At 62.8% G+C, this 18,907-nt stretch carries 21 protein-coding genes; 20 read left to right on the top strand and 1 reads right to left on the bottom strand.

Features of this window, described 5'->3' with window-relative positions:
• Positions 1-249: 249 nt before the first annotated feature.
• From I2D41_RS02660 to hisE, 14 genes are all read left to right on the top strand, one after another.
• Positions 250-666 carry a PTS sugar transporter subunit IIA gene (locus I2D41_RS02660; protein ID WP_138341431.1) on the top strand — a complete coding sequence of 139 codons (417 nt, stop codon included), beginning with the start codon at positions 250-252 and terminating at the stop codon, positions 664-666.
• 17 nt (positions 667-683) lie between these two features.
• Positions 684-1,154, top strand: a complete 471-nt coding sequence (locus I2D41_RS02655; protein WP_195363454.1) for a PTS sugar transporter subunit IIB — start codon at positions 684-686, stop codon at positions 1,152-1,154.
• Between the two features lie 8 nt (positions 1,155-1,162).
• A complete protein-coding gene (locus I2D41_RS02650) occupies positions 1,163-1,954 on the top strand; it encodes a PTS mannose/fructose/sorbose/N-acetylgalactosamine transporter subunit IIC (RefSeq protein ID WP_117640903.1) in 792 nt (263 codons plus the stop codon).
• Entirely contained in the window at positions 1,944-2,780 is an 837-nt protein-coding gene (locus I2D41_RS02645) for a PTS system mannose/fructose/sorbose family transporter subunit IID (protein ID WP_195363453.1), read from the top strand. Before I2D41_RS02650 ends, I2D41_RS02645 begins: the two co-directional genes overlap by 11 nt.
• A gap of 83 nt (positions 2,781-2,863) precedes the next feature.
• Complete coding sequence (locus I2D41_RS02640) at positions 2,864-3,700, top strand: sugar phosphate isomerase/epimerase family protein (protein ID WP_195363452.1); 837 nt, start codon at positions 2,864-2,866, stop codon at positions 3,698-3,700.
• A 169-nt stretch (positions 3,701-3,869) separates the two neighbouring features.
• Complete coding sequence (gene hisG / locus I2D41_RS02635; RefSeq protein WP_195363451.1) at positions 3,870-5,585, top strand: ATP phosphoribosyltransferase; 1,716 nt, start codon at positions 3,870-3,872, stop codon at positions 5,583-5,585.
• A 105-nt stretch (positions 5,586-5,690) separates the two neighbouring features.
• Positions 5,691-7,127: a histidinol dehydrogenase gene (hisD, locus tag I2D41_RS02630; RefSeq protein WP_195363450.1), complete on the top strand. Its 1,437-nt coding sequence runs from the start codon at positions 5,691-5,693 to the stop codon at positions 7,125-7,127.
• 1 nt (position 7,128) lies between these two features.
• Positions 7,129-8,244 (top strand): histidinol-phosphate transaminase, encoded by a 1,116-nt coding sequence (gene hisC / locus I2D41_RS02625; protein WP_195363449.1) that lies wholly within the window; start codon positions 7,129-7,131, stop codon positions 8,242-8,244.
• Complete coding sequence (gene hisB / locus I2D41_RS02620; RefSeq protein ID WP_195363448.1) at positions 8,245-8,832, top strand: imidazoleglycerol-phosphate dehydratase HisB; 588 nt, start codon at positions 8,245-8,247, stop codon at positions 8,830-8,832. It begins immediately after the preceding gene.
• A 79-nt stretch (positions 8,833-8,911) separates the two neighbouring features.
• Positions 8,912-9,613: an imidazole glycerol phosphate synthase subunit HisH gene (locus tag I2D41_RS02615; RefSeq protein WP_271741630.1), complete on the top strand. Its 702-nt coding sequence runs from the start codon at positions 8,912-8,914 to the stop codon at positions 9,611-9,613.
• Positions 9,610-10,353, top strand: coding sequence for a 1-(5-phosphoribosyl)-5-[(5-phosphoribosylamino)methylideneamino]imidazole-4-carboxamide isomerase (locus I2D41_RS02610; RefSeq protein ID WP_195363446.1), 744 nt, complete (start codon positions 9,610-9,612; stop codon positions 10,351-10,353). Before I2D41_RS02615 ends, I2D41_RS02610 begins: the two co-directional genes overlap by 4 nt.
• A 3-nt stretch (positions 10,354-10,356) precedes the next feature.
• A complete protein-coding gene (hisF, locus tag I2D41_RS02605) occupies positions 10,357-11,139 on the top strand; it encodes an imidazole glycerol phosphate synthase subunit HisF (protein ID WP_195363445.1) in 783 nt (260 codons plus the stop codon).
• 142 nt (positions 11,140-11,281) lie between these two features.
• Positions 11,282-11,611 (top strand): phosphoribosyl-AMP cyclohydrolase, encoded by a 330-nt coding sequence (gene hisI / locus I2D41_RS02600; protein WP_195363444.1) that lies wholly within the window; start codon positions 11,282-11,284, stop codon positions 11,609-11,611.
• 45 nt (positions 11,612-11,656) lie between these two features.
• Positions 11,657-11,974, top strand: coding sequence for a phosphoribosyl-ATP diphosphatase (gene hisE / locus I2D41_RS02595; RefSeq protein ID WP_195363443.1), 318 nt, complete (start codon positions 11,657-11,659; stop codon positions 11,972-11,974).
• A 120-nt stretch (positions 11,975-12,094) separates the two neighbouring features.
• On the opposite strand, the gene I2D41_RS02590 is transcribed toward hisE, so the two are convergent.
• Positions 12,095-13,006 (bottom strand): PHP domain-containing protein, encoded by a 912-nt coding sequence (locus tag I2D41_RS02590; protein ID WP_055310385.1) that lies wholly within the window; start codon positions 13,004-13,006, stop codon positions 12,095-12,097.
• Between the two features lie 339 nt (positions 13,007-13,345).
• On the opposite strand from I2D41_RS02590, the gene larC2 reads away from it, so the two are divergent.
• From larC2 to I2D41_RS02560, 6 genes are all read left to right on the top strand, one after another.
• The gene (gene larC2, locus I2D41_RS02585) at positions 13,346-13,831 is read left to right on the top strand and encodes a nickel pincer cofactor biosynthesis protein LarC2 (RefSeq protein WP_229042063.1); all 486 of its coding nucleotides are present in this window, start codon (positions 13,346-13,348) and stop codon (positions 13,829-13,831) included.
• Positions 13,832-13,884: 53 nt separating this feature from the next.
• A complete protein-coding gene (yfcE, locus tag I2D41_RS02580) occupies positions 13,885-14,433 on the top strand; it encodes a phosphodiesterase (protein WP_195363442.1) in 549 nt (182 codons plus the stop codon).
• 2 nt (positions 14,434-14,435) lie between these two features.
• A complete protein-coding gene (mazG, locus tag I2D41_RS02575; protein ID WP_195363441.1) occupies positions 14,436-15,296 on the top strand; it encodes a nucleoside triphosphate pyrophosphohydrolase in 861 nt (286 codons plus the stop codon).
• A gap of 192 nt (positions 15,297-15,488) precedes the next feature.
• On the top strand, positions 15,489-16,778 hold the full coding sequence (gene eno, locus I2D41_RS02570) for a phosphopyruvate hydratase (protein WP_195363440.1): 1,290 nt from the start codon (positions 15,489-15,491) through the stop codon (positions 16,776-16,778).
• 195 nt (positions 16,779-16,973) lie between these two features.
• The gene (locus I2D41_RS09990; RefSeq protein WP_229042062.1) at positions 16,974-17,744 is read left to right on the top strand and encodes a hypothetical protein; all 771 of its coding nucleotides are present in this window, start codon (positions 16,974-16,976) and stop codon (positions 17,742-17,744) included.
• A gap of 20 nt (positions 17,745-17,764) precedes the next feature.
• The gene (locus I2D41_RS02560) at positions 17,765-18,766 is read left to right on the top strand and encodes a Ppx/GppA phosphatase family protein (RefSeq protein ID WP_195363439.1); all 1,002 of its coding nucleotides are present in this window, start codon (positions 17,765-17,767) and stop codon (positions 18,764-18,766) included.
• Positions 18,767-18,907: the final 141 nt, after the last annotated feature.

The raw sequence follows: 18,907 nt of genomic DNA, 5'->3' as shown, positions 1-18,907 counted from the left end.
AGTTCGCGATCCCCGGCCTTGACGACGAGTTCCGCGTCATCGTGTCTCCGTGGATCCTCTCCTCGCTGATTACCGATCGCCTTGCCGCTTACTACGAGACGGTCACCAAGCACAACCTCAACTACCGTCGTTACTATCACCAGTTCGACTACTAATCGGTGACAAATAAGCTACTGATCAAGAAGCACCCTGCCCGGGCGCATGCGTCCGGGCATTTTTATGCCGAAATTCGCAAGAAAGGGGAATCGAATGAGGCAGTTTATCGTGGCGTCCCATGCTCATTTTGCGTCCGGAATCGTCGAGAGCATCGGCCTGCTTTCCGGCGAGCGCGAAAACGTCCATGCGCTCTCTATGTATGTCGACGGAAACGAGGACCTGACCAAGGAGGCCGCAGCGATTCTGAACGGCTTTGCGGCGGACGATGAGGTCGTCGTTTGCACCGACCTCTTTGGCGGCAGTGTCAACAACGAGTTCACCAAGATCGTCCAGACGCGTCCCAACACGCACCTCGTGACCAATATGAACCTGCCGCTCCTTATTCAGCTGCTGTTCGTGCCCGAATCCACCCCGATCGATGAGGCCATTCGCCAGATCGTCGAGGCGGACGACACCAAGGTCAAGTACGTCAACGACTTGCTGGGGCAGGCCGAACTCGATGAGTTTTAACCACTAGGGAGCACATCATGATTCAGATGATTCGTGTAGATTATCGACTGCTTCACGGCCAGGTTGCCGTTAGCTGGACCTCGGCTCTGGGTGCCGACTGCATCCTGCTGGTGAGCGACACGGTCCTCAATGACAAGCTTCGCCTGCAAGCTCTATCCCTTGCAAAGCCGGAGGGCTGCAAGGTCGTTGTCAAAAACACCGAGGACGCCGTCAAGGCGCTCCAGAGCGGTGTGACCGACAAGTACAAGCTCTTCGTGGTTTGCGAGACGATCCAGCAGGCCGGTGCCGTCGCCAAGGCGATGGGGATCAAGAAGATCAACCTCGGCAATGTTGCCTTTAGCGAGGACGCCCGCCAGGTCTCGACCAGCGTATTTCTCACGCCCGAAAACGAGGCATACGTCAAAGAGCTGCTCGGCGAGGGCTATGAGCTGTTCATTCAGATGATTCCGGCAGATGCGAAGACTGACGCCGCGAAGGTCATCGGTTAGGGGCCATCATGGTTATCAAGACAATCCTGATTTTCCTGATTGCCCTTTTGGGTTATTCCGAGTGGCTGACGGGCACGAGCTACCTCCAGCGCCCGATCGTGCTCGGACCTCTGGTTGGCCTTGTCATGGGCGACATGGTGACCGGCACGATCATGGGCGCCACGATGGAGCTTGCCATGGTCGGCGCCATCTCGGTCGGCGCCTATAACCCGCCCGATACGATTTCCGGCACTATCCTGGGCGTATCTCTTGCCATGCAGGCCGGCGCGGACGCTTCGGCGGCCCTGACCCTGGGCATTCCTATCGCAACGATCGTCCTGGCGCTCGATACCGCCCTGGGCCAGCCGGTGATGCTGCTGCTGGTGCACCGTATCGACAAAAACGTCGAGGACGGAGACACCAAGGCCATCACGCGCAACATGCTCATCGCCGGTTACGCGCAGAGCTGGTGCGGCCTGCTGATTATTCCCCTGGCATTCTTCTTTGGCGCCGATGCCGTTGCCAGCCTGCTCAACATTATTCCCGATTTCGTTCAGACCGGCATGGATGTTGCCGCCGCCTTCTTGCCCGCACTCGGCTTTGCGATGCTGGCGCAGATGATTATGAACAAAACGGTGGCGCCGTTCTTCTTCGCTGGTTTCTTCCTCGTCGCCTACTTTGGCATTAGCACGACGGGCGTGGCGATCTTTGCCGCGATCATCGTCGTCGCGATGACGGTTTTGGGCGAGAAGAAAAAGGCGGAGCAGCCCGCAGTGGCAACCGAGGATCCTGCGATTGGGAGTGGGTTCGATGAGTTTTAAGTTTGAGTCTTCCTACGACGGGTTGATTACCCGCGCAGATCTTAAGAAGCTGTTCTGGCGCTCGATTCCCTATGAGCACTCCTGGAACTACGAGCGTATGGGCCATATCGGCTTTATGTGGGCCCTTATGCCGATCCTTCGCAAGCTGTATCCGCAGGATGCAGACTTTAAGGCCGCACTCAAGCGCCATATGGAGCTCTATAACGTCACGCCGTACATCTCGACGCTCCCCATGTCTATTGCTGCCGCAATGGAAGAAGTCAACGCCACCGAAGATAACTTTGACACGAGCGCGATCTCTAATGTCAAGCTTGCTTTGATGGGACCGCTGTCCGGCGTGGGCGATGCCTTCTACTGGGGCACGCTGCGAATTTTGGCAACGGGTGTCGGCACGTCGCTGGCGCTGCAGGGCTCTATTCTTGGCCCGATTTTGTTCCTGCTCGTGTTCAACGTCCCCCACTACATCATCCGTTACCTGCTGACGTTTGTGGGATATCGCTTTGGCTCGGACATGATCAGCAAGGTCCAGGAATCGGGCATTATGGACACGATCGTCAAGATGGCCTCTATCATGGGCGCCATGGTGATCGGCGCTATGACCATGGAGATGGTCACCGTGGACATTCCGCTCATGGTCGGCGCGGGCGATGGTGCTCAGACGCTGGCCGAGCTGCTCAACGGAATCTTCCCGGGCTTTGTCACGATGGGGCTGTTTGGAATCGTCTATCTCATGCTCAAGAAGAAGATGAATCCGCTGGTCATCATGCTCGTGATCCTGCTCGTGAGTATCGCCGGCGCGTTCTTTGGAGTGCTTGGTGTTCAGTAGGGCATCCGTCATAATGAGAATAATGTAAGAGGGGGCGTCGCGCACACTGTGCTGCGGCGCCCTTTTGCCGAAAGGTGGACAAGATGGAGTATCCGCAGCTTGCCGTCATGAATATCAGCCATCGTTATTTTGACCTTGAGGAATTCTTTTCTTCGGCAGCGGCCTCGGGCTACACGTGTTGCGAGCTTTGGACCGGGGCGATGCATCTGTATGTCGATTGCCATGGATACGATTCGCTCGAGCAGGTGCGGGAGCTGTCGCAGCGGTATGGGGTTCGGATTGTGGGGCTTTGTCCCGAACAGAACAACCCCAAGCCGTGGAATATCGCGGCGCGTGGGAATGAGGCGCGTGCCCGCACGCTCGCGTACTTTAAGAACGTTGTGGATATCGCGGCGGAACTTGGAGCCGGGCAGGTCATGGTCTCGAGCGGCTGGGCATTTTTGAACGAGCCGATCGAGGACGCGTGGGGTCGCAGCGCCTCGATGCTGCGTGCGATTGCCGAGCATGCGGGAGAGCGCGGCGTGCGACTGGTGCTCGAGGCCCTACAGCCGGTTGAGTCGATGATCGTGAACTCGGCGGCCGACACGAAGCGCATGATCGAGGCAGTTGATCATCCGGCACTTAAGGCGTGTCTGGATTTGGGCGCCATGGCGGTGGCGGGGGATACCATCGACGATTATTTCGATCTGCTTGGCGATGATGTCGCCCACGTGCATTTTGTCGATGTTGCGGCAGATGGCACGACGCATCTTGCCTGGGGTGACGGCGACCGCGATATGCGCGCCGACCTGGATAGGCTGGTGGCGCGCGGCTATCGCGGAGTTGTTTCGGCCGAGACCTATGACGGGCGCTATTTCGCCGACCCCGCAGCTGCCGATGCGCAGGTAATGGCAGAGTATCGTCGTGCGATTGGCGCCTAGGCGGGTTTGGGTTGCGGCGATCTGCCCTATGTTTCCAAATGAATACGGCGTGAGCCGCTGCGATGGATTTTCCCCGCAAGCACTCTAGTATGCTAAAGTACCCAAAAGACCGGCGGAGCTATGCCGGTCGTTTGTTCTGTATGCAACACAGCATGAGGAGGCTCACCAGATGACGGCCACACCGTGGGGATTCCGGGACATTTTGCCCGAGGAGGCTCAGGCGCGCGAGGAGATTGCGCTGACGGTGAAGGGCTGCTTTAGGGAGCATCATTATCTGCCGGTTGAGACACCGCTGCTCGAGGACAAGGGTTCGCTTGAGGAGGGCGGCCGCATCGCGGATACGCCGTTCAAGCTCTTTGACGACGATGGTCGCCTGCTGGTGGTTCGCCCCGATAACACGCTGCCGATCGTGCGCCTGGTTTCGACCCGCATGCGTGCGGCCGATTTGCCGCTGCGTCTGCGCTATGAGGCACCGGTGGTTCGTGAGTGCCAGCGCAATGCCGGCGGTTCGCGTCAGTTTACGCAGTTGGGCTTTGAGCTCATCGGTGCGGGCGATACCGCGGGCGACGTGGAGATTGTCTCGCTGGTCGCCGAGGCCGTGCGCAAGCTGGCACTGCCCGATGCGCGTATTATCGCAGGTAGCGTGCGTCCGTTTAAGGACTTGCTCGCGGCATGCGAAGATCGCGAGCTGGCTGCCGAGGCGCTGCGTTGCGTGCACGCCAACGACTTTGTGGGCCTCGACGCCCGCGTGGCGGAAAGCAACGAGCCCGAGGCCGTGAAGGCCGCCATTAGCGAGCTGCCGCGCCTGCATGGCGGCGCTGAGGTGCTCGACCGCGTTGACGCACTGTTGGCGGCGGCCGGCATCGTCGCGCCGCTCACGCGCGAACTGCGTGCTCTGGTTGAGGGTCTGTCTCCCGAGGATGCTCAGGTGCTGTCCTTCGACTTCTCCATCATGAATTCTTTCGATTACTACACGGGCTTGGTCTTTAAGGCCTATGCCGGTGGCCTGCCCGATCCGGTGGGCTCGGGCGGTCGCTACGACTCTATCTTTACCGGCGCGTTCGGCGACGGCATCGAGGTGCCGGCGGCGGGCTTCGCCTTTTCGCTCGAGCGTCTGGAGGCCGCGCGCACCTCGGCCGAGGATGCCGCTTCCGACGGCGATCACGCCGCGGGCCGTGGCGCCGAGGGCCCGCTGCGCATCGCTGTGCCCAAGGGCTCGCTTAAGGCCGACACGCTCGACGTGCTCGAGACCGCGGGTTTGGACGTCTCTGAGCTGCGCGACCCCGGCCGTCACCTGATCGTGCGCGGCCGCGACACGCGTGCCGGCGAGGGCGCGGTCGGCGATATCGAGTTTGTCATCGTGCGTCCCAGCGACGCGCCTGCCTTTGTGGGCTGCGGTGGTGCCGATTGCGGCATCTGCGGTTGGGACTCGCTCATTGAGGCAGACCTCAACCTGCTGCAGCTGGTCGACCTGGGTTACGGCCTGTGCACTTTCATTGAGGCGGAGCCCGCGTGGCGCGCTGGTCAGGCCGAGCGCAACTATGTCCGTCGCGGCTCTCTTCGCGTGGCCACCAAGTATCCGCGCATCGCGAGCGCCTGGTATGCCGAGCGCGGCGTGAACGCCGACATCGTTTCGCTGCACGGCAACATCGAGCTGGGCCCCATCGTCGGTATGACCGACCGTATCGTGGACATCACCGCCACGGGTGCCACGCTGCGCGACAACGACTTGGTCATCACTGGTCGCATCATGGACTGCACGGCCCGCTTCTTTGTCAATCCGGGTGCTGCGCGCCTTGATCCGCGCGTACGCAATCTGGCAGATCGCCTGGCCGCGGCCGTTAAGGACAAGCATTTTGAGCCCGTCGCGGGCTCGGCACAATAGCGCGAGCGCGCACGGGCGCCCCGACGTACGGGCTGCGGGCCGATTGGCGCCGCCGCCCGGCCTCTCGTTTTTCGAACACAACCTCGACCGATAGGGGATACCGATATGAAGACCATCAAGCTTGCTCCCGGTGAGCGCCTCGTTACCAACCAGCTCAACCGCAAGGGCGTGCTGCCGCAAAACATCGTCGACGCCGCCCGCGATATCGTGGCCAACGTGCGTGCCAACGGCGATGCCGCGGTGCGCGATTACTGTCAGCGTTTTGACGGTGTCGAGCTGCAGAGCTTCCGCCTGCCGCAAGAGCAGATCGATGTCGCGCTCGAAGGCCTCGACTCGGCCTTTGTCGCCGCGCTCGAGAAGGCCGCGCGCCAGATTCGTGAGTTCCACCAGCGCGAGGTCGAGCAGAGCTGGTTTACCACGCGCCCGGACGGCACGATGCTCGGCGTTAAGGTGACCCCGCTTGCCGCTGCCGGCATTTACGTGCCGGGCGGTCGTGCACAGTATCCTTCCACCGTGCTCATGAACGCCATTCCCGCCAAGGTCGCCGGCGTCAAGCGCGTGGTTATGGTGACCCCGCCGCAAAAAGACGGCCTGATCAGTCCCTACACGCTCGCCGCGGCAAAGCTCGGCGGCGTGGACGAGATCTATATGGTGGGCGGCGCTCAGGCCGTGGCCGCACTTGCGTATGGTACCGAGACCATTCCGCGCGTCGACAAAATTACCGGACCGGGCAACGCTTTTGTCGCCGCGGCCAAGCAGATTGTCTCGGGCGATGTGGGTATCGATATGGTTGCCGGTCCCTCCGAGGTCTGCGTGCTGGCCGACGCCACGGCCAAGCCTATGGTGGTCGCGGCAGACCTGATGGCCCAGGCCGAGCACGATCCGCTGGCGGCCTGCTATCTGGTGACTTGCGACGAGCAGTTTGCGCGCGAGGTCGAGGCCGGCATCGACATCCTGGTGGCGCAGTCCCCGCGTGCCGAGATCACGCGCACCTCGCTCGATAACGAAGGAACCATCGTGGTGGCCGCCGATATGGCTGCCGCCGTCGAGGCCGTGAACACCGTGGCGCCCGAGCACTTGGAGCTGCACTGCAAGGATGCGATGGGCTTGCTCGGCGGCATTCGCAACGCCGGCGCCATCTTTGTGGGCGCTTGGAGCTCCGAACCGCTTGGCGATTATGTTGCCGGCCCCAACCACACGCTGCCGACCGGCGGCACGGCCATGTTCTCCAATCCGCTTTCGGTCGAAGAGTTCGTTAAGCGCTCGAGTGTCATTTGCTATACGCCCGAGGGCCTGCTCTCCGACGCTCCCGCCACACAGCGTCTGGCCGAGGCCGAGGGCCTGTGGGCGCACGCGCTCTCTGCTGCCCTGCGTCGTCGCGTGCTGGAGCAGGGTGAGGATGCCGTGAGTGCCGAGTCGCTGGCTGCGGCCGACCTGACCAAGGTCGCCTGGCCGGGCGACGCTGTGGCGACGGTCGCCGAGGGTGTGGACCTGGCGGCTGCAGGCTCGGATGGCGCCGGCGCGACCGGCGAGGAGGCCTAACATGGCCGAGCTGACGCCTCGCATGAAGGAGCTCGTCCAGCCCTACTTGGCCGGCATCGAGCCCTATGACCCCAACTTTACGCCCACGCGCATCAACCTTTCGGCCAACGAGAACACCTATCCCGTGCCGGCCGGCGTGCGCGAGGCGATCGACGCGGCCTTGGCTGCCACACCGCTCAACCGCTATCCCGATCCCATGTCCAACGACCTGCGCGACGAGCTTGTCGCTTGGCATGGCGTGGCACGTGAGAATATTTGCGTGGGAAACGGCGGCGACGAGCTGCTCTATAACTACTTGCTGGCGTTTGGCGGCGCGGGACGGACCCTGCTCAACTGCCCGCCGTGCTTTAGTGAGTATGCGTTCTTTGCGTCGCTTTGTCAGACCGAGGTGCGCGATGTGTGGCGCGACCCGGCGACCTTTGAGCTCGACCAAGCGGCTGTGCTCGCAGCGGCGCCCGAGTGCAATCTGGCGATCGTGACCTCGCCCAATAACCCCACGGGCGATGTGACGCCGCTCGACTTTGTCGCGGCCCTGTGCGATGCGTGCCCCGGCATGGTCATGGTCGACGAGGCCTACGTTGAGTTTGCCGACGATTCGTTTGGCGCGGTCACCACGGCGCAAGACCTTATCGCCGAGCATCCAAACCTGGTGATTCTGCATACGCTGTCCAAGGCGTTTGGCGCCGCCGGCACGCGTCTGGGCTACGTGATCGCGGCTCCCGATGTCATCGACGTGTTCGCGGCGATTCGTCAGATCTACTCGGTTAACGTGCTGAGTCAGGCCGCCGCGCTTGCCTGCGTGCGTGCCCGCGATGCGTACGCACCCGTGGTGGCACAGGTTGCATCCGAGCGCGAGCGCGAACTGTGTGCCCTGCACGCAATGGCTGCCGAGGGTCTGCCCGTGGAGGCGTGGCCGAGCGCGGCGAACTTTGTGCTCGTGCGCACGCCGCATGCCACGCACGTGCGCGAGCGCCTGCGCGACGAGTATTCAATTTTGGTGCGCGACTTTAGCTACGCGCCGGGGCTCGCGGACTGCCTGCGCATTACCGTGGGCACCCCGCAGGAAAACAACGAGGTGCTGGCCGCGTTTGCCGCGCTGGTGAAGGAGGAGATGTAGATGGACCGCTATGCCGAGGTGACCCGCAAGACGGGCGAGACCGACATTGTCGTAAAGCTCGACCTGGATGGAACCGGTATGTGCGATATCTCGACCGGCGTGCCGTTTTTCGACCACATGCTCAACGCCTTTGGTCGCCATGGCCTGTTCGATTTGACGGTACATGCGGTAGGCGACGTCGAGGTCGATGCGCATCACACCGTCGAGGACACGGGCATTGTGTTGGGCGAGGCGTTTTGCCAGGCGCTGGGCGACAAGGCGGGTATTACGCGCTTTGCCGACGCGGCGATCGCCATGGACGAGACGCTCGTGATGGCCGCCGTGGACATTTCGGGTCGCGGCCAGGCCTACTGCGAGCTGCCCGTGCCGACCGAGCGCGTGGGCAGCTTCGATACCGAGCTGGCCGTTGAGTTCTTCTATGCCTTCGCACGCGATGCCAAGCTCACGCTGCACGTGCGCGAACTGGCGGGTGGCAACTCGCATCACATTATCGAGGCCGCCTTTAAGGCCGTGGGCCGCACGATGCGCCATGCCTGCGAGCTCGATCCCCGCGTGCAGGGCATCCCCAGCACCAAGGGCTCACTGTAACCGTCACAAGGGTAAAACCACCACGAAGGTGCCTGTCCCCTTTGTGGTGGTTTTGGATGATGAGAAGTGGAGGGGTCGCGTGGGCGAACCGAAGATTGTGGTGGTCGACTACCACAAGGGCAACTTGTCGAGCGTTGTGCGCGGGCTTGCGCGCGCCGGCGCCGCCGCCTGCACGTCGGACGATCAGGAGCAGATTCGCAACGCCGACGGCCTGGTCATCCCGGGCGTGGGCGCGTTCTGTGACGCGATCGCCTTTATGCGCGAGAGCGGCGAGGCGGACGCGGTGCTCGACGCCGTTGCCACCGGAACTCCGCTGCTCGGCATCTGCCTGGGCCTTCAATTATTTTTTGAGCGCGGCAACGAGGGTGTGCCTGCGGACGAAGGCACGGTTGCCGACGGCAACACCTCCGAGCAGGCCGGTGGCCCCTGGGTCGATGGCCTGGGTATTATGCGCGGTTCGTGCGCGCGTCTGGAGTCGAGCCGCCTGAAGGTGCCGCACGTGGGGTGGGACCAGGTGCACATGACGCCTGCCGGTGCGGCCGATCCGCTGCTCGCCGGTTTTGCCGAGGGCGCCAATATGTACTTCACCCACAGCTATGCGGTGGCCGACGATGCCGATGCCGCCGATGTTCTGGCACGCACGCACTACACGCGGAGCTTCCCGTGCATCGTGCGCCACGGCAACGTGTGGGGCTGCCAGTTCCATCCCGAGAAATCCTCTGCGCTGGGTCAGCGCATTCTTAAGAACTTCGTGAGCATCGTCGAGGGGGCCGGCCGATGATTCTGTTTCCCGCAATCGATTTGATCGGCGGCAAGGTCGTGCGCCTGGAGCGCGGCGACCGGAGCCGCTGCAAGGTATATTCCGACGACCCCGTGGCCGTTGCCGGCTCCTTTGCCGAGCAGGGTGCGAGCTGGGTGCACGTCGTCGACCTGTCCGCTGCCTTTGGCGAGGACGAGGACGCGTGCGCTGCCAACTCGGCAGCGATTAAGGCCATCTGCAGCGTCGACGGTCTGTCCGTGGACGTGGGCGGCGGCGTCCGCTCGCTCGCGCGGATCGACGAGCTGGCCGGCTATGGTGCGCGCCGCATTGCGCTGGGCACGGTGCTCGTGACCGAGCCAGGTTTTGCCGAGGTAGCGGCCCGCGGCTTTGGCGAGCTGCTCGTGGCCGACATCGCCGCTCGCGACGGCCAGGTCAAGGTGAATGGCTGGCGCGACGGCGCGGACGTGGCGCTCGACGATGCCGTGGCGCAGCTCACCGAGCTGGGCTTTAAACATCTGGTGTATACCGACATCGCGCGCGATGGCATGCAGACGGGCATCGATGTGGCGGCGTATCGCCATGTGGCCGAGGTCGCGGGCTTTCCCGTCGTGGCATCGGGCGGCATCTCGACGCTCGACGATATCCGCGCGCTGGCCGCAGTGGGTGAGGGCGCGATTGAAGGTGCTATTACCGGTCGCGCGCTCTACGAGGGCAACTTTACGCTGGTACAGGCGCTGGCCGCCGCCCGAGGGGAGGAGTAGCCCATGCTTACCAAACGTGTGATTCCCTGCCTGGACGTCAAGGACGGTCGTGTGGTCAAGGGCGTCAACTTTGTGAGCTTGCGCGATGCGGGCGATCCGGTGGAGCTGGCGCGCGCCTACGACCGCGAGGGTGCGGACGAGGTCGTATTTTTGGACATTACCGCGACGAGTGACAACCGTGTGACGACCATCGAGATGGCGGCGCATGCGGCCGAGGAGCTCGCCATTCCCTATACCGTGGGCGGCGGCTTTCGCGACTTGGTGGGCATGCGGACCATGGTTGCCGCCGGTGCCGACAAGGTGTCGCTCAACTCGGCGGCCGTGCGTGACCCGTCGCTGATTAGCCAGGCTGCCGCGGCTTTTGGCAGTCAGGCCGTGGTCGTGGCGATCGATGCCAAGCGCGTCGGTTTGCCCGGAGAGCCGGGTGCCGACAAGTGGGAGGTCTTCACGGCGGGCGGCCGCAACGCCACGGGTATCGACGCGGTGGCGTGGGCCGAGGAAGCGGCTCGTCGCGGCGCCGGCGAGATCTTGCTGACCAGTATGGATCGCGACGGCACCAAGTCCGGCTTTGACCTGGCGCTCACCCGCGCCGTGGCGCGTGCGGTGCCGATTCCCGTCATCGCGAGCGGCGGTGTGGGTACGCTCGAGCATTTTGCCGAGGGTGTGATTGAGGGCGAGGCCGATGCCGTGCTGGCGGCGAGCGTCTTTCACTTTGGAACCTTCAGCATTCGCGAAGTCAAAGAGTATATGGCCTCTCAAGGTATTCCTGTGAGGCTGGACTTCTAATGCTGCGGCTTGCCCAGGCACCCGACCTTCCGGCTCCAACCCTCCTCGCGTACTTAAGTACACGTCGTCGGGCTTGTCGCTCGGAATCTCGGGCACCTGGACAACCCTCGCCGACCTGCGAAGTTTGAATTTGGGGAGTGAAATGGAAGAGATAGCCGATCCTTCAAAGCTTACATACGACGCCAAGGGGCTGATTCCTTGTGTGGTTCAGCAGTATGACACCGGCGAGGTGCTTATGGTTGCTTGGATGAACGAGGAATCGGTGGGGCTGACGCTCAAGACCGGTACCACGTGGTTTTGGAGCCGTAGCCGTCAGGAGCTCTGGAACAAGGGCGCGACGAGCGGCAATATGCAGGAGGTCAAGGAGCTCTGGGCCGACTGCGATAGCGATACGCTGCTGGTCAAGGTCGACTCGCCGGGTCCGGCCTGCCATACCGGCAACCGTACCTGCTTCTTTAAGAAACTCGCGTAGGGCGGGCGCTCGATTAGACGCTCGGCCACCAGAAAGGATTGAACTATGGGTGTGCGCACCGCAAACGTTCAGGATGGAAATATCGGAGAGACGCTGACAAGTCTGGCCGAGGTGATTCACGGTCGTCGTGATGCATCGCCGCAGGAGAGCTATACCGCGCGTCTGCTGACCGACGTCGAGGACGAGCTGCTCAAGAAGCTTGCCGAGGAGGCGAGCGAGGTGATCATGGCCTGCAAGGATAACGATCACGATCACATCCGCTACGAGGCTGGCGACCTGATCTACCACCTGCTCGTGACGCTCGAGCGCTACGGCATCACCCTCGACGAACTGGCCGGCGAACTCAACGCCCGCCGCCACTAGTCGTTTGGGACAGTCTTTGTTGGTGTAACGGGGTCATGGAAGTTGCGGTGAAATAGGGACTGTTTAAGCGCTTCATCAAGCAAAACAATCCCTATTTCACCGCAACTTATGAAGGGATGGCTAGGCGAGGGGCGTGGATTCCCATTCGCCGGTGGCGTGGGGGATGTCGAAGGTTCGATAACCGCAGTCGTAGGCGTGCGCCTGGGCCTCGCGGATGTTCCAGCAGATATCGCAGGCGCGGTGCGCGTCCGAGCCAAAGGTGATCGGCACTTCGGCATGGGCAAAGCAGCGCAAAAGACCGGTTGCGGGGTAGTAGTCGCCCAAGCCCTTGCGCGGTGCGGCCGTCGAGACCTCAACGCGGCGGCCCGTATCGTGCGCGCACTCTGCCATCTGCTGCCAAAACGGTGCGGGGTCAAAATCGGGCGCAAAGCCTTCCTTCGAAAAGCGCATGACCAGGTCGGGGTGAGCCATCACATCAAAGTTGAGCGGGCTCTCGCAGGCGCGGCACCAGTCATCGACATAGCGCTCCCACACGCCGCGTACCCCCAGGTTTTCCCAAACGTGCAGGTTGGTGTCATCGTCGATCCAGCCGCAGCGCGAATCGGGCGTATCGGGACGAGCGACGTCCTCCGTTCCCGCCGTACCCGCGGCACCGGCCATGATATCGCCTGGGTTGCCAATCCAGTGCACACTGCCCAGGCGCACGACGGCGCCCTGGGACCAGCGCTCAACCAAAGGCTCGCAGCCCTCGTACCAATCGCATTCGAAACCGTAGATAAAGGTGAGTTCTGGCGCAATCTGAGCGGCAAGATTGCGAGCGTCCTCAAAAGCCAGACGATGTGCCGGCAGGTCGCCCTCGACGACCTGCACCTCGCAGTTGGCATCCATGCTGGCAGGTAGGGTGAGATGGTCGGTCGAGACCATGGCGCGGCAGCCGGCGGCGACAGCGGCGCGGACGTTGTCCTCAAATGAGGCATGGCCGTCCGAAAACGAGGTGTGGGTATGGCAATCGACCAGCGGGCACATAGGCATAGCGGCTCCTTTGCATTTGGCGAATCCGCTCCATTGTAATGGCGCAGCCTCGGCGCGTCGTACGCGCGGGGTGCCGAAATCGATTGGAAAGGGTGCGCGGCGCGTGGTGCGGCCTCGCTTGCGCTTTCAAAACATGTACATTAGCCTCCAAAAGCTGCAAAAAATGACATGTTTGGAGGCTGACGTACACGTTTGAGTGGAGCGGGCCGGCGTTGGAGCGCGCCAGCACTTGCGCCCAGCAAAAGTCGCACCTATCCCATGACGCCGCCCCTGCGCCGCCCGCGATGTGCTAGCGTTTGGATGAACAAAACGAGCCCGTGCGGAAAGGAGCCGGACCGTATGCCATGCGATAGCAAATCTCCGCTGTCTCGCGAGACCGATGCGCCCGAGACCATCGTCAAGCTGGAATGCGACATCGACGATGCGTCGCCCGAGGTACTCGCCTACGCCGCCGACCGCCTGCGCGAGGCCGGTGCGCGCGAGGTGCACTGGCTGCCCGTTTATTGCAAGAAAGGCCGCCCCGGCTGGCAGCTGCAGGTAATCTGCACCTACGGGGATATCGAGCGCCTGCAGACGATCATCTTCTTGGAAACCACGACCAACGGCATTCGTCGCCAGGTCATGGAACGCGTTTGCCTGCCACGCCGCTTTGAGCAGGTGACGACGCCATGGGGCGAGGTGTCCGTCAAGGTGGCCACCCTGCCCGACGGCAGCGAGCGTGCAGCGCCCGAGTACGAGGACTGCGCCCGCCTTGCCTGCGAGCACGGTGTGCCGCTCCAGCGCGTGATGCAGGCAGCACAAGCCGCGGCTCTGCAATTTGAGTGACACGGTCGGCGACGCGCCACACCCACCCCATCAACCTCACCGAAAGGACCACCATGAAATACCTCATCGCCTCCGACATCCACGGCTCGGCATACTGGACCGAGCGCCTGGCCACCGCCATCGAGTCCGAGCAGCCCGACCGCATCGTGCTGCTGGGCGACCTGCTCTATCACGGTCCGCGCAACGACCTGCCGCGCGATTACGCCCCCAAGCGCGTGATCCCGCTGCTCAACGCCCTGGCCGACCGCATCATCGCGGTACGCGGCAACTGCGATGCCGAGGTCGACCAGATGGTCCTCGACTTTCCCGTCATGGCCGACTACGCCACGCTGTTCGACGAGACCGGCCGCGAGCTGTTCCTGACGCACGGCCATGTCTTTGGCGCCGGCATGCACAACAGCGTCGACCACGCGCCCGCGCTGCCCGAGGGCTCCGCGCTCGTCTACGGTCATACGCACATCAAGGTCAACGAGGAAAGTGCCGCGCACCCGGGCCTGTGGCTCTTCAACCCCGGCAGTGTGAGCATTCCCAAGGACGGCACGCACAGCTACGGCATCTACGAGGGCGGTGCGTTCCGCCACGTGATCCTGGAGGAGAAATAACCATGGCGCAGCATATGGCTCAGCAAAATGCCGAGGGCTCGCGCGATCTGTCCACGCTGATAGACGCGTCGGCCGAGCTGCAGCATCTGGTGCAGACCATCTGGCGTCTGCGTCAGCCCGATGGCTGCCCGTGGGATCGCGAACAGACACACCGCAGCATCGGCAAGAACATGATCGAGGAGGCCTACGAGGCACTCGACTGCATCGAGGCGGACGACGCGGTTCACCTACGCGAGGAGCTGGGCGACGTGCTCATGCAGGTCGTGCTGCATGCGCAGATCGCGGCGGATGCCGGCGAGTTTACGCTGGCCGACGTGGCGCGCGATATCGACGCCAAACTCATTCGCCGTCATCCGCACGTGTTTGGCGATGTAGATGCCGACAGCTCCGACGAGGTACTCAAGATTTGGGACGAGGTCAAGCTTGCCGAGAGGGCTGCCAAGGACAAGGCCGTGGCGGCAGGCGAGGCTGCGCCCGAGGGCCTGCTCGACGGCGTGCCCACGCATCTGCCGGCGCTGATGCAGGCTCAGAAGGTGTCGCGCAAGGCGGCTGCCGTGGGCTTTGAATGGGAGACGGTCCAGGATGTGTGGGACGAGGTTGCCGAGGAGCGTGCCGAGTTTGAGGCCGAGGTCCCTGGCTCGCCCGAGCGCGAAATGGAGTTTGGCGACCTGCTCTTTGCTTTGGTCAACGTCGCGCGCAAGGAGGGCATTGACGCCGAGAGCGCCCTTCGTGCCAGCACGGCAAAGTTCCGCCGTCGCTGGGCCGCGATGGAGCAGATGGCGGCCGATGCTCACGTGGATCTTGCCGAGCTTTCGACCCACGGCCTCAACGACCTGTGGGATGCCGCAAAGGCGGAGGAGTAAGACTGCGGGAACGACGGGCTGACACGCCTCATCGTTTCCGCTAAATTTTTCGAAAATCAAGTGTATCCCTCGGCTAGCTTAGGGCATAATGCAAAAAGTGCGACATGGCTAACTTATGAACCTGCGCGCCTCTACAGCGTGCAAGCCGCGTCGCCAAGCATTCAACCCGTTTCCAAGTGAGAGGGAGACAACATGAGCGATATTTTGGACGTCTACGGTCGCGAGGTGCTCGACAGCCGCGGCAATCCCACCGTCGAGGTCGAGGTCGTGCTCGAGGACGGCAGCTTTGGCCGCGCAATGGTGCCTTCGGGTGCTTCGACCGGAGCCTTTGAGGCCTGCGAGCTGCGCGATGGCGACAAGGGCCGCTACCTGGGCAAGGGTGTTTTGCAGGCCGTCGAGCACGTCAACAACGAGTGCGCTAACGCCGTCGTGGGCCTCGACGCCTTCGACCAGCGCGCCGTCGATGCCGCGCTGATTGCCGCGGACGGTACCCCCAACAAGACCAAGCTCGGTGCCAACGCCATCCTGGGCGTGTCGCTGGCCGTCGCCCGCGCCGCTGCCGAGTCGGCGGGCCTGTCACTGTACCAGTACCTGGGCGGCGTCAACGCCCATCTGCTGCCCACGCCCATGATGAACATCCTCAACGGCGGCGTGCATGCCGACAATAACGTTGACTTCCAGGAGTTTATGATCATGCCGGTGGGCGCCCCGAGCTTTGCCGAGGGCCTGCGTTGGTGCGCCGAGGTCTACCACACCCTCAAGGGCGTGCTGCACGAGGCCGGCCTGGGCGGCGGCGTGGGCGACGAGGGCGGCTTTGCGCCCAACCTCAAGACCAATGCCGAGCCGTTCGAGTACATCACCAAGGCCGTGGAGAAGGCCGGCTTTAAGCCCGGCGTCGACTTCATGTACGCCATGGACCCCGCCTCGACCGAGTTCTACAACGCTGAGACCGGTATGTACGAGCTCAAGGGCGAGGGCGTTGAGTACACGAGCGCCCAGATGGTCGATTACTGGGAGAAGCTCGTCGACACTTATCCCATCATCTCCATCGAGGACGGCATGGCCGAGGAGGACTGGGACGGCTGGGTCGAGCTTACCCGCCGCATTGGCAATAAGGTGCAGCTCGTAGGCGACGACCTGTTCGTCACCAACACCGAGCGCCTCAAGAAGGGCATCGAGCTGGGTGCCGCCAACGCGATTCTGGTCAAGGTCAACCAGATCGGCACGCTCACCGAGTCGCTGGAGGCTATCGAGACCGCCAAGGAGGCCGGCTACGCTTGCATCGTGAGCCACCGTTCTGGCGAGACCGAGGACTCCACGATCGCCGACCTGGTCGTGGGTGTTAATGCCGGTCAGATTAAGTCGGGCGCCCCGTGCCGCAGCGACCGTATCGCCAAGTACAACCAACTCATCCGTATCGAGGACGAGCTCGAGGGCAGCGCGCGCTTCGCCGGCAAGGCCGCGTTCTACAACATTCGCTAGGCAAACGGCGTGCGCGGGGCGGGGCTGACTCGGATTCGCCTCGCTCCCGCCGGGCGCTGTTGAGCATCATTGGGCGCTGGGCCATATGGCTCAGCGCCTTTTTTATGTCGAGCAAGGGCCGCCGAAGGCGTTGCGCGCGCTCGTGCTATAACTAAAAGACTTAGCGCAAACAAACCTCAACCGCACAAGGCGCACATGGATCAGATTTACGACAACAGGTACTATTCCGCCGGTTCGCGTGAGCCGTCACCTCGTCGTGCGCGCACGGTGCAGCTCGGCGGGTCCGATTACGCCGGTGCCGACTGCTCCACGCAGCGACCGACAAGTGCCTCACACTCCCGTGCTCAAGTGAATACGTCGACGGACCGCCCGCTACGTTCGGTGCGCCCGGCGCACTCGGAGCATGCTCAGCGTTCCTCGGCTCAAACGCATGAAAAGCCGAGTAGGCCCTCGAACCGTCTTTCGGGCTCGGACTTCATGCATTACGCCAACGATAACGCGGTGGTCAAGGCAATCTACGACTTTACCCACGGTCCCCAGCGGGGGCTGTTTGTTGGCATTGTCGTCGCCCTGGCGCTTGTGAGCCTGTATTTCCCCGTGCGCGACCTGTATGTGGCAAAACGCTCGAGCGACATCTTGGCCAAGCAGGTCGAGATTCGCGAGCAATATAACGACGACCTGCAAAAAAGCGTCGACAAACTGCTCTCGGAGGAGGGTATCAAGGACGCGGCATCCGAGGACCTGGGCCTGGTGATGCCCGGCGAGAAGAGGATTGAAGTGCAGGGCCTGGACGACGATTCGGATGCCTCGTCGAGCAAAAAGTCCTCAAACGCCAAGAAGGCCAGCGAAGTGGCCAAGGAAATCGAAGAAGTCGGTAAGGACGCGCCGTGGTACATCCAAGCGCTCGACATGCTGTTTGGGTTTAACGGCGTCGAGGGTCAGACGGTCGTGTCCAACGGCAAATAGCGCCCGGAGGGGAGCTCGCAATGACAAATTGCAAACGCTATAAGGTGGCCGCGATCGACCTGGGAACGGTGTCGTCGCGACTGGTGTTGGCCCAGGTCGAGGGCGGGGCAATCGTGGAATCGTCCAAGCATACCGAGATTACCGATCTGGGTGAGGGCGTGGACGCGACGGGCTGCTTTTGCGAGGCGGCCGTTGAGCGCGTGCTCGCTGCGTGCCGCATGTTTGTGGACGAGGCTCGTGGCTTTGGGGCCGCGTGCATCTGCACCACCTGCACGAGCGCCGCGCGTGATGCGTCCAACGCAGCACTGCTGCTGGACGGCCTGCGCGATCTGGGGCTTGAGCCACAGGTGATTCCGGGCGAGGTCGAGGCACGCCTGACGTTTTTTGGCGTGGCGCACGACTTTGCCGGCGAGCGCATCATTGTTGCCGATTCGGGCGGCGGATCCACGGAGCTCGCGACGGGCGTCTATGCGCCGGAGCGTGGCGTCTTTGCGCTGGAGGGAACGCGCTCACTGGACATCGGTTGCCGTCGCGTGACGGAGCGGTTTTTCTCGGCGCTGCCGCCAACGGACAGTGAACTTGCCGCCGCTGGCGTATGGGCGGGCGAGCAGTTCGGGGCTTACTTTGAGGGCCTGCCTGTCGACTTTGAGCGCGCCGAGCGCCTCGTCGCGGTGGGCGGTACCGTTACCACGCTCGTGGCGCTGGTCCACGAACTGGAGCCGTACGACTCGAACTTTGTGCACCTGCGCGAGCTTTCGATGGAGCAGATTTCGGCCGCTATCGAGCGCATGTCTGCGTTGGATGTTGCAGGCATTGCCGCGTTGCCGGGCGTGCAGCCCAAGCGCGCGGGCGTGATTCTGGCCGGCGCCGTGGTGGTTCGCGAGCTCATGCGCGCCGGTAGCTACGAGTCGCTCACCGTAAGTGAGAACAGCCTCCTCGCCGGCATGGCCGCCACCATCAACGAGGTTCTCGACGGCGCGACCCCCACCATCGGCTGGACCCCCAACCTCAGCGCCCTCTAAATAAGTTGCGGTGAAATACGGACTAAAATCGCCCTTTCGGGCGCCAAACAGTCCCTATTCCACCGCAACTCAACAGCCGGCACCTGGGGACGTTCCTTTTAATATGAGCAGGACATTGTCAAGAGGCAAAATCGGGCCTGG

It is taken from the genome of Collinsella aerofaciens (assembly GCF_015552075.1).
Taxonomy (GTDB): Bacteria; Actinomycetota; Coriobacteriia; order Coriobacteriales; family Coriobacteriaceae; genus Collinsella; species Collinsella aerofaciens_Y.
The sequence above is the reverse complement of the archived record's forward strand: the minus strand, read 5'-3'. Positions and strand labels throughout refer to the sequence as shown.

Excerpts from the sequence above, each read along its gene's own strand:
- I2D41_RS02660 (WP_138341431.1), top strand. The coding sequence starts at position 250 with ATGAGGCAGTTTATCGTGGCGTCCCATGCTCATTTTGCGTCCGGAATC.
- I2D41_RS02655 (WP_195363454.1), top strand. The coding sequence starts at position 684 with ATGATTCAGATGATTCGTGTAGATTATCGACTGCTTCACGGCCAGGTT.
- I2D41_RS02650 (WP_117640903.1), top strand. The coding sequence starts at position 1,163 with ATGGTTATCAAGACAATCCTGATTTTCCTGATTGCCCTTTTGGGTTAT.
- I2D41_RS02645 (WP_195363453.1), top strand. The coding sequence starts at position 1,944 with ATGAGTTTTAAGTTTGAGTCTTCCTACGACGGGTTGATTACCCGCGCA.
- I2D41_RS02640 (WP_195363452.1), top strand. The coding sequence starts at position 2,864 with ATGGAGTATCCGCAGCTTGCCGTCATGAATATCAGCCATCGTTATTTT.
- hisG (WP_195363451.1), top strand. The coding sequence starts at position 3,870 with ATGACGGCCACACCGTGGGGATTCCGGGACATTTTGCCCGAGGAGGCT.
- hisD (WP_195363450.1), top strand. The coding sequence starts at position 5,691 with ATGAAGACCATCAAGCTTGCTCCCGGTGAGCGCCTCGTTACCAACCAG.
- hisC (WP_195363449.1), top strand. The coding sequence starts at position 7,129 with ATGGCCGAGCTGACGCCTCGCATGAAGGAGCTCGTCCAGCCCTACTTG.
- hisB (WP_195363448.1), top strand. The coding sequence starts at position 8,245 with ATGGACCGCTATGCCGAGGTGACCCGCAAGACGGGCGAGACCGACATT.
- I2D41_RS02610 (WP_195363446.1), top strand. The coding sequence starts at position 9,610 with ATGATTCTGTTTCCCGCAATCGATTTGATCGGCGGCAAGGTCGTGCGC.
- hisF (WP_195363445.1), top strand. The coding sequence starts at position 10,357 with ATGCTTACCAAACGTGTGATTCCCTGCCTGGACGTCAAGGACGGTCGT.
- hisI (WP_195363444.1), top strand. The coding sequence starts at position 11,282 with ATGGAAGAGATAGCCGATCCTTCAAAGCTTACATACGACGCCAAGGGG.
- hisE (WP_195363443.1), top strand. The coding sequence starts at position 11,657 with ATGGGTGTGCGCACCGCAAACGTTCAGGATGGAAATATCGGAGAGACG.
- I2D41_RS02590 (WP_055310385.1), bottom strand. The coding sequence starts at position 13,006 with ATGCCTATGTGCCCGCTGGTCGATTGCCATACCCACACCTCGTTTTCG.
- larC2 (WP_229042063.1), top strand. The coding sequence starts at position 13,346 with ATGCCATGCGATAGCAAATCTCCGCTGTCTCGCGAGACCGATGCGCCC.
- yfcE (WP_195363442.1), top strand. The coding sequence starts at position 13,885 with ATGAAATACCTCATCGCCTCCGACATCCACGGCTCGGCATACTGGACC.
- mazG (WP_195363441.1), top strand. The coding sequence starts at position 14,436 with ATGGCGCAGCATATGGCTCAGCAAAATGCCGAGGGCTCGCGCGATCTG.
- eno (WP_195363440.1), top strand. The coding sequence starts at position 15,489 with ATGAGCGATATTTTGGACGTCTACGGTCGCGAGGTGCTCGACAGCCGC.
- I2D41_RS09990 (WP_229042062.1), top strand. The coding sequence starts at position 16,974 with ATGGATCAGATTTACGACAACAGGTACTATTCCGCCGGTTCGCGTGAG.
- I2D41_RS02560 (WP_195363439.1), top strand. The coding sequence starts at position 17,765 with ATGACAAATTGCAAACGCTATAAGGTGGCCGCGATCGACCTGGGAACG.